The sequence below is a fragment of the Vibrio sp. D417a genome (assembly GCF_030248595.1).
Taxonomy (GTDB): domain Bacteria; phylum Pseudomonadota; class Gammaproteobacteria; order Enterobacterales; family Vibrionaceae; genus Vibrio; species Vibrio alginolyticus.
In genome coordinates, this window is record NZ_JAHGAM010000001.1 from 174904 (window position 1) to 189308 (window position 14405).

The 14405-nt window shown below is 45.2% G+C and carries 12 protein-coding genes; 4 read left to right on the plus strand and 8 right to left on the minus strand.

What is annotated here, in order from left to right:
- Positions 1-143: 143 nt before the first annotated feature.
- The 4 genes from dgcA to KI742_RS00880 all read right to left on the minus strand — a co-directional run bounded on the left by dgcA (position 144) and on the right by KI742_RS00880 (position 4537).
- Positions 144-1136: an N-acetyl-D-Glu racemase DgcA gene (gene dgcA, locus KI742_RS00865; RefSeq protein WP_285384970.1), complete on the minus strand. Its 993-nt coding sequence runs from the start codon at positions 1134-1136 to the stop codon at positions 144-146.
- 50 nt (positions 1137-1186) lie between these two features.
- Entirely contained in the window at positions 1187-2191 is a 1005-nt protein-coding gene (dgcN, locus tag KI742_RS00870) for an N-acetyltransferase DgcN (protein ID WP_285385018.1), read from the minus strand.
- Positions 2192-2292: 101 nt separating this feature from the next.
- The gene (locus KI742_RS00875) at positions 2293-3174 is read right to left on the minus strand and encodes a LysR family transcriptional regulator (protein WP_085569193.1); all 882 of its coding nucleotides are present in this window, start codon (positions 3172-3174) and stop codon (positions 2293-2295) included.
- A 154-nt stretch (positions 3175-3328) separates the two neighbouring features.
- Positions 3329-4537, minus strand: coding sequence for an MFS transporter (locus tag KI742_RS00880; protein WP_042523295.1), 1209 nt, complete (start codon positions 4535-4537; stop codon positions 3329-3331).
- Positions 4538-4738: 201 nt separating this feature from the next.
- Here KI742_RS00880 and soxR point away from each other — a divergent pair, with 201 nt between their 5' ends.
- Entirely contained in the window at positions 4739-5173 is a 435-nt protein-coding gene (gene soxR, locus KI742_RS00885) for a redox-sensitive transcriptional activator SoxR (protein WP_005373898.1), read from the plus strand.
- 9 nt (positions 5174-5182) lie between these two features.
- Here the strand turns inward: soxR and KI742_RS00890 are convergent, their stop codons facing one another.
- On the minus strand, positions 5183-5578 hold the full coding sequence (locus KI742_RS00890; protein ID WP_005373896.1) for a DUF2391 family protein: 396 nt from the start codon (positions 5576-5578) through the stop codon (positions 5183-5185).
- Between the two features lie 13 nt (positions 5579-5591).
- Entirely contained in the window at positions 5592-6437 is an 846-nt protein-coding gene (locus KI742_RS00895; RefSeq protein WP_005373890.1) for a tetratricopeptide repeat protein, read from the minus strand.
- A gap of 200 nt (positions 6438-6637) precedes the next feature.
- On the opposite strand from KI742_RS00895, the gene KI742_RS00900 reads away from it, so the two are divergent.
- The gene (locus tag KI742_RS00900) at positions 6638-7108 is read left to right on the plus strand and encodes an ASCH domain-containing protein (RefSeq protein ID WP_138939740.1); all 471 of its coding nucleotides are present in this window, start codon (positions 6638-6640) and stop codon (positions 7106-7108) included.
- Positions 7109-7162: 54 nt separating this feature from the next.
- Here the strand turns inward: KI742_RS00900 and KI742_RS00905 are convergent, their stop codons facing one another.
- Together KI742_RS00905 and KI742_RS00910 are read right to left on the minus strand one after the other, a co-directional pair.
- Positions 7163-7750 (minus strand): bifunctional 2-polyprenyl-6-hydroxyphenol methylase/3-demethylubiquinol 3-O-methyltransferase UbiG, encoded by a 588-nt coding sequence (locus KI742_RS00905; RefSeq protein ID WP_285384969.1) that lies wholly within the window; start codon positions 7748-7750, stop codon positions 7163-7165.
- 90 nt (positions 7751-7840) lie between these two features.
- On the minus strand, positions 7841-9358 hold the full coding sequence (locus KI742_RS00910; RefSeq protein ID WP_285384967.1) for a phospholipase D family protein: 1518 nt from the start codon (positions 9356-9358) through the stop codon (positions 7841-7843).
- 518 nt (positions 9359-9876) lie between these two features.
- On the opposite strand from KI742_RS00910, the gene KI742_RS00915 reads away from it, so the two are divergent.
- Positions 9877-11034: an efflux RND transporter periplasmic adaptor subunit gene (locus tag KI742_RS00915; RefSeq protein ID WP_285384966.1), complete on the plus strand. Its 1158-nt coding sequence runs from the start codon at positions 9877-9879 to the stop codon at positions 11032-11034.
- A 13-nt stretch (positions 11035-11047) separates the two neighbouring features.
- Positions 11048-14206 (plus strand): efflux RND transporter permease subunit, encoded by a 3159-nt coding sequence (locus KI742_RS00920; protein WP_285384965.1) that lies wholly within the window; start codon positions 11048-11050, stop codon positions 14204-14206.
- Positions 14207-14405 lie beyond the last annotated feature (199 nt).

The window sequence follows — 14405 nt, forward strand, 5'->3', positions numbered from 1 at the left end:
TTCTTGGACTACTGGAATCTTAGCATGCCTCAATAACCATATAATTTATGTGACTTATTTCATGATGGGGCTGATTGTCTTTTAATCGAGATCATAAACTCAGAGGTTCTGACTTTTGGAGCAAAACCTCTGGATTGTTTAGGCTATTTGGAAAGAACGATTTCGCCGTCGCAATAAACCAAGCTTGGCGTTACATCTTGTCCGAGCAGCACCGGGCCATCAAGATCGACAACGCTTGCCTGAGTTGCAATAGGTAACGCGGCTCGCATCGCCAGCGACGTCCCCAACATACAACCGGACATGAGGCTAAAACCGAGTTTTTGGGCGTCGTCGGCTAATAATAGTGCTTCAGTGAGCCCGCCAGTTTTATCTAGCTTAATATTCACCATTTCATATTTGCCAACCAACTGATGCAATTGCTCTCTGGTGTGACAACTTTCATCGGCGCAAAGTGGAATGGGGTGCGGAATGCTGGCGAGTACGTCATCGCAGTCTTGTGGCAACGGTTGTTCGATCATGGTGATATCTAGCGGTTCGAGTTGAGCAAATACCGTCGCGAGGTCGAGGCCTTGCCATGCTTCATTCGCATCTAAAACAATTTGCGCGTGCGGCGCAGCATCGCGTACTGCTGCAACGCGATCAAGTACGTGTTCACCATCCAGTTTTACCTTTAGCAGTTTTGCGCCTTGACTAACGTAAGCTTGCGCCTGTTTGGCCATCGCTTGCGGCGTGTCGATAGAAACCGTCATCGCCGTCACAATCGCCTCTGGTAACGTAAAGAGGTCGTTAACCTGCTGCTTGTGGCTCAAAATCGCGTGAAGATGCCAAAGGGCGCAATCCAATGCATTTCTTGCCGCCCCCGTGGGCAATAACGATTGAAGCTGGCTTTTGAGAACCATGACATCAGCTTCGCCTTTGGCATACAAACTTTGCAGTTCATGTGCGGCGTGAGAAATCGCCTTAATCACCGATTCAACCGATTCACCATAACGAGGGTATGGCGTGCATTCACCTTGGGCGGTCATGCCTCGATGTTCAATTGTCACTCGGACTACGTGGCACTCTGTCCGACTGCCGCGAGAGATGCGAAATGGTGTCGCCATGGCAATCGTGACAGGTTCTACATGAATTTTCATCTCACTAGTTTTCCCTAAACCGCAGTTATTTTCTAAACCGTAAATGTTTCTTAAATCGTAAGGAGCCTATCTACAACCGCATCAACGCCAAAACGTACAGGGTCGGTGACGGGCACTTGGTATTTGTCGCTCCAATCCTGGCATAACTGGGCAGCATCTTCTTCGCTGAGCGCCGAAGTGTTTAAGCAAATACCCACTAATTGAGCGTTTGGATTTGTTAGGCGAGCAGCGGCCAGATTCGCTTCTATCGTTTGTTCAATGGTTGGCAAGCTCGCATGTGGTAAGTTGCGGATGTGCGGGCGACCAATCTCATGGCACAGTATCAGAGCGTCAGCTTGTGCGCCGTGAAGTAAGCCCAAACTTACGCCAGCAAACGAAGGGTTAAATAACGAACCTTGCCCTTCGATGATGTCCCAATCGTGATCGGTGAACTCAGGGCTGATCGTTTCTACTGCGCCGGAGATAAAATCGGCAACTACGGCATCAATTGAAATGCCACTGCCTGCGATGAGAATTCCGGTTTGACCCGTTGCTTTGAACTCTGCACGACAGTTTTTACGCTTCAATGCATGCTCAATGGCAAGGGCTGAGTACATTTTGCCAACGGAGCAATCTGTCCCTACAGTAAGTACTCGCTTGCCTGCGCGAGCTTTGCCATTGCCGACCTTGAGCGGGGCATCATAATGGCGAACATCATACAGTTTGGTTAATCCGCGTTGTTCTAGATCGGCAAGAGGATCAAATTCCGCCAAACGTTGGTGCATGCCCGATGCAATTTCAAATCCCATCTCTGCCGCTTCAAGTAAGGTTGCTTGCCAAGCTTCGGGAATGACGCCTCCTGGATTTGCCGTGCCGAGCACCAGCGTTTTTGCTCCTTGCTGCTGCGCTTGTTGTAGTGTCATGTCGGTTAAACCAAGCGATACGGTTTCTGGCGTCAGGCGGATTTGGCCAAGACAAATCTCAGGTCGCCATTGGTATATGCCACGCGCGGTTTTTGCTGCGAGTGGATCGGTTACATCGCCAAGAAAGAGTAGGTAAGGTTGAGCAATTTGCATGATGGTTCCCTTCGTCATCGTTATTGCTCATTAATGTAGCCAGACTGATTTAGGAAACCGAATACTTATTTGTTAGGCAGGCATAACTTCAGGTTATACCTTTAAACCATTTGTTGTTTTAGGGCGGTGATAAATTGCTTTGTCGCAATGGATTGAGGTGTGTGCTCTGCGAATAAAACAGAGACGGAGAAGGACATATTTGGCTCCAAAGCATGCACGGAAACGGCATTATCTTGGCGATATTGTTTTGCAGTCCAAGGGTCTACAATCGCGAATCCTGCTTCGTTTTTCACCAGTTCAGCCGCCGCGGAGTAGCTGCGGACGGTGATGGCATGTTGATAATGTTCGTCACGCGCCGATAAGGTTTGATGCAGCAATAAGCCCAGAGGGTCTCGGCTATCTAAACCGATAATGGGTAAATCGTGACTGATGAGTTCTTCTAAAGTGACGGTTTTTTCTGTGGGTATCGCTGCGCTTTTAGGGGCAATTAGCGCCAAGTTTTCTTTTAATAACATGTGTCCCATGATCGCTGGTGGCGTTTCTTCACCGAACGCAATGGCGACATCCAATTCATGTTTCAGTAAACCTGAGCACAGCTCATCGCGATTGGCCGTTAAGAGCTCAAAGGAGATGCTGTGCTCTTTCGACAACAACGCGACAGTCGGCGTTAACAAGTGTGCGGCCAAAACAGGCGGAGCACCAACTCGTAAATGTTGAGTTCCCTGTTTGACTTTGTTGGTCAGAGAGCGAAATTGTCCGAGTTGTTGATAGACTTTTTCAGCCTCTGGCAATAAGGCTTTGGCTTCTTGAGTTGGAACGAGACGGCCCTTTACACGCTCAAATAAAGCGAAGCTCAGTTGTTGTTCTGTATGGGCGAGAACTCGAGTGACATTAGGTTGGGAAACGTGCAGTAAGCGAGCCGCGCCTGACACCGTTCCTGCTTGCATAATGGCGTAAAAGACTTCTAATTGCCTTAAGTTCACTGCGATTTCTCTCTGCTCATGTTGGTCACCTCAGAATACCCAACCTTGCTGATAAGCGATAGAGGCAAAAGTGCTGGCGTAAAAAATAGGAAGACGATGTTGGTTGCCTTCCTATCTCGCTTTTTCAATTTCTCAACTTCTCAATTTCTATGCTTCACTTTGCTGCTGCATGAAGGGGCAGGTCGTTAAACGGCTCGACGTCTCGGCTGAGTAATCCCATCAAAATAACTGCTAATACCATGACAGCAGCTGCGATTGCAAAACCGTATTGTGTTAGTTCGTAATGACTCAATATTGCAATCAGGACGTAACTGAGAGATTGAATGGTGGTGGCAAACATGCTGATGCCGCCATCGACGCGACCTCGTTGATGAACCGCTACGGTGTGATGCATCCAGTTGACTCTCGCAATGCGATTTAGCGCGTTAAATACGCCAAACAGCGCCGTAAACAATAAGATGGTCAGCGGGCTCATCGCAAAACTCATCCCGATAAGCGCAAAAGAGACCATAACCATCGAAGCGAACATAATGTGGCTATGGGAGGAACGGCTTAGCACTTTGGTGACAATAAAGCCGGTTAGCAACGAGCCGAGGCCAAAACTGATGTTGAACCCTGCAAACCAATCGCCAGAGATGCCTTGTTCAGAAAACCAAATCGGCACCAGTTTGCTCAAATACGTCAATGCAGGATAAGAGAGGCAAGAGAGCAGAATAAAGCCATAAAATCGGGGTTCGAGACGGAATATTTGTTTGCTCTCTTTGAGTTGCGCGATGAAAGCAACGGATTTTGATGCCCTTAATTGTTGGGTATAAGGCGTCAGAATATAGAACATCGCTGCTAACGCAGAGGCGCTGGCCGCAAACAAAGCAAACTCTTTCATACCCCACATTTCAAGCAAAACAATACCCAACGCGCCAGCTCCGAGGGTTGTGGATTGCATTACAATTTCTTGCTGACCCGAAATTTTCGCATACTCATGGTGCTGATAATTTTCTTGGGTGAAAGCGTTGTTGGTCGTCCATGCAAAATTACTCGAAACCCAATACACCAATTGTGCAAAAGCCAGCAACCAGTGTGACTCGAACCCTAACCAATAAGCAATGAACACCACCAAAGCCATACCCGATTGAATCCATTGATTGAGCACGAGTAGTACTTTGCGTGAATGTCGGTCAATTAAAGTGGAAAAGAAAGGCGTTGCTAGAAAAGAAATCGCGGTGCAGCTCAGAGAAACTAAAGCGACGAATGTACCCATGTTAGGTTCGGAAAGCATGACCCATGGCAGTGCCATCATGAATAAGCCAGAGGAAATGCTGTCGAAGAAGCGGCCAGCTAAGTACGGCTGAGTTTTATTTTTCATTATGTTTGCCTCTAACTCCCGATGGATTTCAAAAGGTTGATGTCCAACTGTCTTGTGTTTAACAACCAAGTCGTTCGCGCTGAACACATTATCTTGAGATCGCCGGGGTTTAGCGTTAATTAAGATGGTGCAACTTTAAAACCTCAAGTAAACTTGAGGTAAAGCATTTTTTTAACAAAATTGATACACAGGGAGTCAAGGATGGAAATCAGCGTAGGAGAAGTGGCAAAACGTTCTGGAGTGAAAGTATCTGCCCTACATTTTTACGAGCAAAAAGGACTGATTTCGAGTTGGAGAAATCAAGGTAATCAGCGTCGCTACCATCGCAGTGTGTTGCGCCGTGTTGCGGTGATCAAAGCAGCGCAGCAAGTTGGGTTGTCGTTAGAAGAAATTAAACATGCGTTAGATGAACTGCCGAAACACCAAGCCCCTAACAAAGCGCAATGGGAAGAAATGGCAAGCCATTGGCATGAACAGTTAGAACAAAAGATTCAAAAACTTAAAGCGTTGCAAAACGATTTAGGCGGATGCATTGGCTGCGGGTGCTTGTCGTTAGAAACCTGCGCACTGCGAAACCCAGAAGATGTATTAGGGAAAGACCACTCGGGGTCGAACTTAACGTTAGAAGAAGAGTAGCGATTATCTCTATTCTTTGTCGAAACTGTCGACTACGATCGCGCCCATCGAAGCAGGCATTGTGATGACGATAACGCGCTTTATCGCAACCAAAGGCTCATTCATGAGTGGCAGCTTATCAAGACAGAAAAGAACTAACGCTACCACAACGGCCGCAATGAGGTACGCGATAACCACACGAAAAATAAAGATGGATACGCGATTCTTGATGTGGCTTTGAAACACGCTTTGATACGCGAAAAAACTGAGGAAAATGACAGAAAGACTTAACAGCATGAGCAAGTTTGCCATTGGTAGGCTCTCACCCAATCGCCACGCCTCCTCCGAAAATGAGATCGGGACTGCTAGGGCAAAAGCACCAACCAATACTTGGCTAGCGTCTTCTAGATTAAAGTGGCTGCTCATGCTGTTTATTCCATTATTCGCTTGCTAGATGTAAGAGCTTTTCAAAACGCTCATTACCGTGCAGCAATTCGAGGTCTCGTTCTTCGGCAAGTAAATCACGAATGGATGGGCTGTATTCAATTGCGCGTTCCAAGTCTTCAATAGCTTGCTCTTCGATACCAAGGCGAGAGTATGCACACGCGCGTTGATACAGTGCAGGGCCGTTGGTGTAATCGACTTCAAGTACGCGGTTACAAATGCTAAGTGCCCAATGGTATTCGTTGATTTCCATCGCTGCGTCGGCTTTGTAAGTCAACGCTTCTAAATCACCTGGACGAATTAATAAGATTTCATCATAGATTTCAATACGTTGTTCTGGAGTTTGAGAGCTTTGTGCACGTAGCCATAAGTTATGGATCTCGTTGATTTTCTCAATCTCTTTGTTGTTTTCACTGATAATGCGAGTTTTGCGTTTTAAATCTCGCTCAAGGGCGACAAACTTTTTCTCGTATTCTTGGGCGATCTTCTCCAATCGTTTATCAGCCATCTCTTTGGTGTTGTGTTTAAACTCGCGCAGAGATTGCCATCCGACAAAGGCAATCAGCGATGCGACACCAGCAATGATGTAGAAGAAGTATGTAACGGTCACGTTGGCATAGTTCAACGATTTATCTGCGACCGTTAGCTCGCGATCGGTGATCTCTGTGATCATTCGCTTTTCTAGGCTTTGATAGTCCTGACGTAGCGCTTTTAGTTCATCTAAAATATAGCGTTCCATTAATGGTCTATCTAACAGATCCGATTCTGAATACTTTTCCTCCGATGCCATTGTTGGCAAGGCAAGTATCAGCGAGAAAAAAATACCAATAAATAAGCGCATATAACGTCCTTTCACGAGAAGAGTACAGATAGACCATGCAACAATAGCAAATAGCACAAACGTTTAGCAAAGTTATTACAAAAGAAATAACAGTCGTCTACGTAGAAGTCATATTCTTGTTGTTTTTCAGTTTGTTCCTGGTGGTTATTTGTTGTGATATCTTTTATCCTCCTTGCGAATTTATGATTAATGGAGTGAGCATGGACGCGCGAGCTAAGGATTACTTAGAACAATTCCTAGAATTATTATCACCAGAACAAAGGGAAGCTGTACCATCAGTCAGTGCTGACTATTATTGTGCCGACGAATACAACGCGAATGTATGCGCAGATTTGGTTCGTATTGGACAGAAAACTGCATCGTGCAGTTTGGAGCTTTGGTATCGAGAACATGGTGAAACCATGCCCCAAGTCGGTCATTTACAAGTAGTGACGAATTGGGATGGGGACCCGGTTTGCGTGATACGAATTACTGACGTAAGTACATGCAAATATGAGGATGTAACCGCAGAGTTTGCCTTCGCAGAAGGCGAAGGTGATAGAACCTTAAACTGGTGGCGTGATTCTCATACTGCATTTTTTAAAGCTGAATGCGATGAGTTGAACATCGATTGGCATGAGAAACGTACGCTGGTTTTAGAGCGTTTTGAAGTGGTGTATCCCGTCAATTAATCTCTGATAGCAGCACTGATTTGAAGTGCTGCTTTCTTTATTGAGAGACCATTTTTAGCGCTTTCGAGCGGTCACACTAAACATATGCCAATGTTTTTGGCTTCCTACTACAGTGGTCCCGTCTTCATCTCTTTCATGCAATGAAATGAGGTCGTAACCCTCGAATAAGCTTTCCACTTCCTTTTTTGTTAATGCGGTAATGTTTGGATGCATTTCGGAGGTCACCCAGGAGTCTTTCACTCCCAAGAAATCGCCGCAGAAGATACCGCCCGGTTGTAATGCGCTGTCTATTTTTGTCCAGACTTGTTTGAAGCCTTTGTCAGGGCAAAAGAACAAACTGGCATTTGCGATAACCAAGCTGCACTGAGGGTAATTAAATTCAGTAAAACAGCACTGCGAAACTGAAAATCGCTTATTACCTTCAAAGCGTGTTAAACAAGTTTTTACTGCATCTTCATTGCTATCACATGCGTGAACCTTAAATCCCTGTTCGAGGAGAAAGTGGCTGTCTCGACCTATTCCGCAGCCAATATCAAGAGCGACTTTGCCTTCTATCTTAAGTTGGTTTACGGCATTTTCCACGTTTGGGCGGTGAGGTTGGCTTAAAATTTTCTGATAGTATTCATTCCATTGCGCTGACATTGAACTTCCTTATGTTGGTTGTGTCCCCTGCCCAAAACTAGCGTCCATTTTGTTTTGCGTGACTGGGGAGGTTTGCAGTATTGGCAACTGTTATAGCTGATCTTCAATCGGTAATATTCCGGAGAACCAAGCGCCCATTTTTCGCCATACTCCTGCTTCTGGTTCGGACTCGTATTCTTCGCCTGTTTTTACGTCGATCCAGACAATGTCCCCGTCGCGCAGAGTTAAGGCGTAGGCGTTACTCGACAGTTGATTCGGCAGTTGTTCTAGAAACATTTGCACATATTCTGGCTGTTCGATAACAACGGCCATTTCGGTATTCAAAGCTGCCGAACGTGGGTCCCAGTTCATTGAACCAACGAAAAGTGTTTTGTTATCAATCGTCATTGCTTTAGCGTGTAAACTTGCTCTGCTACTCCCCGTGAGGCTCCACTTACTTTTGAGTTTCGCGCTCGCTTTTACTTCCCAAAGCTTGATTCCAGCTTCGAGTAGATCTTTTCGATATTTTGCGTACCAACCATGCACGGCAAACACATCGTTAGACGCGAGGCTATTGGTCACAATCGTGATATCAACGCCTCGCTTGGCCGCGTTACTTAATGCTTGAGTACCTGCTTCAGTTGGAACGAAATAGGGAGAAATGAGCACAAATGAATCCTCAACACTTTTAACCAGTTCCGACAAATTATCAATAAGTTGGCTCTCTCGGGTCGCGACTTTATCGGGCAGATCAAACCATACTTTCGCTTCTCCCCAGTAGAGCTTGAGTTTGCCTTGTTTTAGATCTTGGTACATATCCAGTTGAGTGAAGTCATAGCGGCCGGTTGAAAACTTTTCCTCTAACCGGAGTTTATTGACCTGCTTTTGAATCGCTTGGTCGGTAATTTGCTGTGAATTCGGTGTAATCCATTCCATTGGTATCGAATAGGCGCTATTCCAGTAGAGGTCGAACTGATCGGCAGTTTGTTGTACCGCCTCACCATAGAGCAGAAGATCAAAATCACCAAACTCAACTTGCGATTCAAAAGAGAAGTATTCATTGCCGATATTTCTACCTCCGACAATGGCGGAAACACTGTCTGCAATCAGAGACTTATTGTGCATACGACGATTAAGACGTTCAAAATCGCTAGCAAGAGCGAACCAACGGGAGTCGCGATACTGATGCGGGTTAAATAAGCGGATTTCTATATTAGGATGTGCATTGAGGGCAGCCATCACATCGTCGTTTCGCTTTTGCATATCGTCAAGCAACAGCCTTACTCGAACACCACGCTTTGCCGCTTCATACAAGCGCCACGTTATTAGCTGACTCGTTTCGTCACCGCGGTAAATATAGTATTGAAGATCAAGGCTTTTCTGGGCGGACTCGATCAAAGAGGTTCGAGCCAGAAGAGCATCGTGTCCCTGATTTAACGGTGCAAAGCCAGTTATGGACTTAGGATCTCTCCCGTAAGCTTCAAAGTACTGCGCAAGAACAGAATCCTTTTGATAACCGAGCTGAAAGCTGGTGGACTTTTCACTGGCGTCATTCAACGATACGGATGAGCATGCCGATAAAAGAGTGAGCAGCGAGGGGAAGAGCAACTTAGCGAGCGTTTGTAACAAAGCACATTTCCTTGTCTTACAGAGTGTTACCTACTCCAAATTATAGACTTAAGCTGACGCCACATGCACCCAGAACCGTTTGATAACGAGCGATTAATCAATGAATTGCCATAGAGCCTGCACTAAGTTCAACTTTTAGAGCGCAGATAATCATTTATTTTAATTATCATTATGGCCGTATTGGTCATAATCACTAATATCTGGTGATTATGACCAATAGCACACTGGATAAAATAATGGTTTTTATATAACCATATGATTTTTAATAAATAAATGCTTGGCATGTCATTTGCTGTTTAGAATAAAAGTTAAGTCAGAGCAACTTGCGCAGTTGGTTAATTTTTTGTTAATTTTATTAACTTTGAATTGGCAATAACTATCTAGTTAGCTGCTTAAAAGACTAGGCAAGTGCCGCTTTGATGTTTATTCAAATTCAATTCTCTCACCACCATGCTTACCGGGAGCAATGGACTGAATAAAAGTGTGGTGTTGAAAACAACAATAAAAAAGGATTTTCGATGTTAGCAAAACCCATATTACGTTGGCTTTTACCCTTCGTCGTCGTTGGAGGCTCTTATGCAGGATATGCTGCAATTGCCGCAACTGCGCCGGAAAAAGAGTCAACCAAAGATGCAATTACAGAACCTACTGTTCAGGCTTCTTCTCTTTTTCCTACTGATCACAAAGTGGTGATTACCAGTCACGGTGAATTAGTCCCTTTTGAAAAAACACACCTTTCCGCGCAAGTCAGTGGTGAAGTGATAAGTTGGCACCCGAATTTTGTAACGGGTGGCATCGTGAAACGAGGAGAGGTTCTTTTCACAATTGAAAGCGACAACTATGAAGCGTCGGTTTTACAAGCTGAAGCCGATTTAGCTAGTGCACGCGCAAACTTGATTGAGGAACAAGCGAAAGCCGAAGTGGCAAAACGTCAGGCAAAGAGACTGAGCGATAAGCAAGTGACGGATCTGTATTTACGCAAACCTCACGTTTTGAGCGCACAAGCCCAAGTGAAGTCGGCTCAAGCGGCACTCAAACGAGCAAAAAGAGAGTTAGAAAATTGCAAAGTCGTTGCACCTTACGATGCGCTGGTTGTTGAGCGTGATATTGGTGTTGGTCAATTTGTTACATCTGGTTCTCGAGTTGCCACGTTAAACAACATCGAAGTGGCAGAGGTGCACGTACCCATTGCCGGTTTTGATAGTGCATTTTTACCTGAATCCTTTGGTGAACTCACTGCGACAGTGACGCAGCAAGGTGTGTTTTCTACCACTAGAGAAGGTCGAGTAGTTCGTGATCTAGGCATGATTGATAGCGCTACCCGAATGATTAACATGGTCATTCAAATCGCGGACCCATACGGTGTCGATAACCAGCAGCCTCCAATTAAATTCGGCTCCTACGTTGAAGTGAGCTTCACTGGTAAGGAACTTAAGCACATCTACCGCTTGCCACAGGAATTAGTTAAAAACCGTACCGTGTGGGTGGTGAATGGCGATAATCAACTTCAACCCAGAACCGTCACGGTTTTGAGAGCAGAAGGTGAGTTTTTGCTGGTTGGCGAAGGTTTAGAGCAAAGTGATAAGTTGGTACTGACCTTACCAGAGTACCCTCAAAAAGGCATGGCGGTACAAATCGCAAAAAAGAGTGACGACTCCGAAACCGTCGTACAGTAAGTAGGAGTATGTCATGGAAGATACTAAACAAAAGGGCTTAATTGCCTATTTTGCGAATAATCCCGTCGCTGCCAACCTTTTGATGGTGTTCATCATTATCATGGGTGTGGTGAGTTTTCTCTTTATTCAAAGGCAGATGTTTCCGAATATTGAGGTGAACTACATTGATGTTCGTGCGACTTATCCTGGCGCTTCTCCTCAAGAGATAGAAGAGAGTATTCTCGTTAAGGTCGAGGAATCGATTAAAGACGTCACCGGGATTAAAAAAGCAGTCTCAACGGCCTCTAGAGGTAGCGCGTATGTTTCCATCGAGGTAGACGTTAATGCCGATATCAAGCGTGTCTTGGGTGATGTAAGCCAACGTATTGATACCTTGTCTAACTTACCAGCGGGTATGGAACCAATCAATGTCTACCAAGTTGAATGGCGCCAAGATGTAATCGAAATGGGGTTAGTTGGGGACCGACCGCTCGAGGAGCTTAAACCGCTTGCTAAGCAAATCGAAGATGAATTACTTCAGTTAGAAAACGTCATGCTGGTGTACCTGAGTGCGCCAGAAGAAGAAATAGCGATTGAAGTTGACCCACTTGTTCTTCGTAAATACGACCTGACGTTGAGCGATATCAGCAGCGCGATCAGCCGTTACTCTGCCAACTTTTCTGCGGGCGAAGTAAAAACAAACTCAGGGATGATTGCAGTAAGGATTGAAAACCAATACTACCGTGGTGATGAGTTTAAAAATATTCCTGTAAAGCTTGGCGCAAATGGTGCGAAGGTTTTACTGCAAGATATCGCCACGATCAAAGATGGCTTTACGGAAGAAGAGCGCTATTTTGAATACTCAGGGCAAAATGCGATCTACATGTCTGTTGAAGCAACTCGTGATCAGAACATTATCCCTGTTGCACAGTCCGTTCGTAATTATATTGAAGCAAAAAACAAGACATTGCCGCAGGATGTTAAGCTCAAAGTCTTAGTTGATACGACTTATTATTTAAATGGGCGTCTCGACATGATGTTGAAAAACTTGCTGCAAGGCGCTGCATTAGTCGCGATTATGCTGACCATTTTCCTACGTTTCCGCTTGGCTATGTGGGTAATGATTGGGCTACCTGTCTGTTTCCTCGGTGCTGTAATGATGATGCCTGCATTAGGGATCACGGTAAACATAGTGTCTCTTTTTGCCTTCATTATGGTGCTCGGTATTGTAGTTGATGACGCCATCGTGATGGGAGAGAGCGCTTACAGCGAAATTGAAGAAAAAGGCGGTGGCGTCGAAAACGTGGTTCGTGGTGTAAAACGTGTTGCCACACCAGCCACTTTCGGTGTGTTAACCACAATTGCTGTGTTTGCCCCTTTCTTGTTGTCTAGTGGTATTGATAGTGCCTTCTTTTATGGTATCGCGGGGGTCGTGATTCTTTGTTTGATCTTCAGTTTGATTGAATCGAAGCTGATCCTTCCTGCACACCTTGCGCATACTCATTTTAAGCCAGTTAAACCAGGTGGCTGGCGTGACCGATTTAACCAACGTTTTTTTGGTTTTGTAAACGGTCCGTATCGTAACTTTGTAACAACATGCACCCATTGGCGCTGGACAGTGTTTGCGGTGTTCTGTGGTTTACTGCTGATCAGCGCGGCTTTGATCAACGCGAATTATGTTCGGGTGATCCCTAATCCTAAAGTGCCGACCGACTATCCTGCGATCACTATTGAAATGAATGATACCGTTTCAAGTGAGCAGACAATCAGTGCACTCAAGACTATTGAACGTGTCATGCAAAAGATCGAATCTGAGACCATTGCGGAACATGGTCAAGGAATGATTCGTGATGTGCTGTCGTACAACAGAAGCCGCACCGAAGGTCGTGTATTAGTACCTCTGGTTGATGAAGAGTTACGCCCGTTCAATACATTTGAACTGGCTCGACGTTGGCGTGAAGCTATGCCTGTTATTCCAGGTATGAAGAGCATCAAAATCCGCGAGCAGAGTGCGGGTGGTGGTGACAGAGATGAGTTTGGTTACTTGTTGTTTGGTTCTAACATCAATGAGCTCAACGAGGCTGGGCGTTACTTGATAGAGCGTTTACAGCAGGAAGAAGGGTTATATGATATTTCATCTTCTATTGATTCTGGAAGCAAAGAAGTACTCCTGTCTCTTGCGCCTGTAGCGTACGATCTCGGTCTGGATCTCACCATGATCGCAGAGCAAGTTGGTGGCAGCTTTTATGGTGGCGAAGCACAGCGCATTATTCGTGATGGTGAAGAAATTAAAGTTATGGTGCGTTACCCGCAATTGACGCGTGAAGCATTCTCATCATTGCGTTACGCTGTGATTACCACACCAGCAGGTAAGAAGGTCATGTTGGGTGATGTGGTGAAGATCAATGAGCAGCCGGGCGTGAGTAGCATTCGACGTGAAGGCGGGTATCAAACCGTTTATGTCTATGGTTCGATAGACGAAGAATTGGTTGAACCTCAAGAAATCGTTAAGGTCATTGACGACAATATCTTACCGGATATGAAGCAAGCCTTCCCAACTGTGAAAACAGAATTGGGCGGTGATATTGAAGAGCAGGCTGCGCAGCGTAATGAACAGATTTTGTTCTTTATTGCAGGCATGATCATCGTCTACATCTTGTTAGCTGTACCGTTAAAAAGTTATACCCAACCTTTGATTGTAATGTCCGTCATTCCGTTTAGTCTGACGGGGGCGATTTGGGGCCATTTCTGGCTAGGTTTAGACATCAGTATGATGTCGACATTTGGTTTGATCGCCGCTGCTGGCGTGGTTATCAACGACTCTCTGGTTATGACAGATTACGTAAACCAAGTAAGAGAAAAGGGTATGAACATCAAACAAGCGGTTGTTGAGGCGGGTTGTGCTCGTTTTCGAGCTATCACGCTCACCTCAATAACGACGTTTGCGGGTGTATTGCCGATAATGTTTGAAACGAGTTTGCAGGCGCGTTTTGTCATACCGATGGCTGTCGCTTTGGGCTTTGCGGTGTTGTACGCAACGGTTCTGACTTTAGTGTTGGTGCCTTGTTTGTATTTAATGCTTGAAGATATTAAAAATATTTTCAGATCGATTAAGAGGTTTATCCATCGTTTGATTAATCGTTTCAGAAAGTCGCCAGTGACGTCGAGCATTGAAGCAAGCTTATCGACTTAACAAGCTTGATGTTAACGATTAGGAGCAGCCTTCGGGCTGCTTTTTTGTTTCCGCATTTTGATTCAAAGTGATTTTTTAGTGGGCAGTTACGTAATTATCTGATGAGAAAACTGCCTGACAAAGTATTTCTAATATGTATGTTTCTAATGTTTTAAATTTGCATGGTTAATTTGACACTTGGTTAGCGAAATTTACCAGA

What these genes read in the sequence shown, in the direction of transcription:
- KI742_RS00905 (WP_285384969.1), bottom strand. Translation starts at nt 7,750, where the DNA reads ATGTCAGCGCAATGGAATGAATACTATCAGAAAATTTTAAGCCAACCT.
- dgcN (WP_285385018.1), bottom strand. Translation starts at nt 2,191, where the DNA reads ATGCAAATTGCTCAACCTTACCTACTCTTTCTTGGCGATGTAACCGAT.
- soxR (WP_005373898.1), top strand. Translation starts at nt 4,739, where the DNA reads ATGGAAATCAGCGTAGGAGAAGTGGCAAAACGTTCTGGAGTGAAAGTA.
- KI742_RS00920 (WP_285384965.1), top strand. Translation starts at nt 11,048, where the DNA reads ATGGAAGATACTAAACAAAAGGGCTTAATTGCCTATTTTGCGAATAAT.
- KI742_RS00880 (WP_042523295.1), bottom strand. Translation starts at nt 4,537, where the DNA reads ATGAAAAATAAAACTCAGCCGTACTTAGCTGGCCGCTTCTTCGACAGC.
- KI742_RS00900 (WP_138939740.1), top strand. Translation starts at nt 6,638, where the DNA reads ATGGACGCGCGAGCTAAGGATTACTTAGAACAATTCCTAGAATTATTA.
- KI742_RS00915 (WP_285384966.1), top strand. Translation starts at nt 9,877, where the DNA reads ATGTTAGCAAAACCCATATTACGTTGGCTTTTACCCTTCGTCGTCGTT.
- KI742_RS00895 (WP_005373890.1), bottom strand. Translation starts at nt 6,437, where the DNA reads ATGCGCTTATTTATTGGTATTTTTTTCTCGCTGATACTTGCCTTGCCA.
- KI742_RS00890 (WP_005373896.1), bottom strand. Translation starts at nt 5,578, where the DNA reads ATGAGCAGCCACTTTAATCTAGAAGACGCTAGCCAAGTATTGGTTGGT.
- dgcA (WP_285384970.1), bottom strand. Translation starts at nt 1,136, where the DNA reads ATGAAAATTCATGTAGAACCTGTCACGATTGCCATGGCGACACCATTT.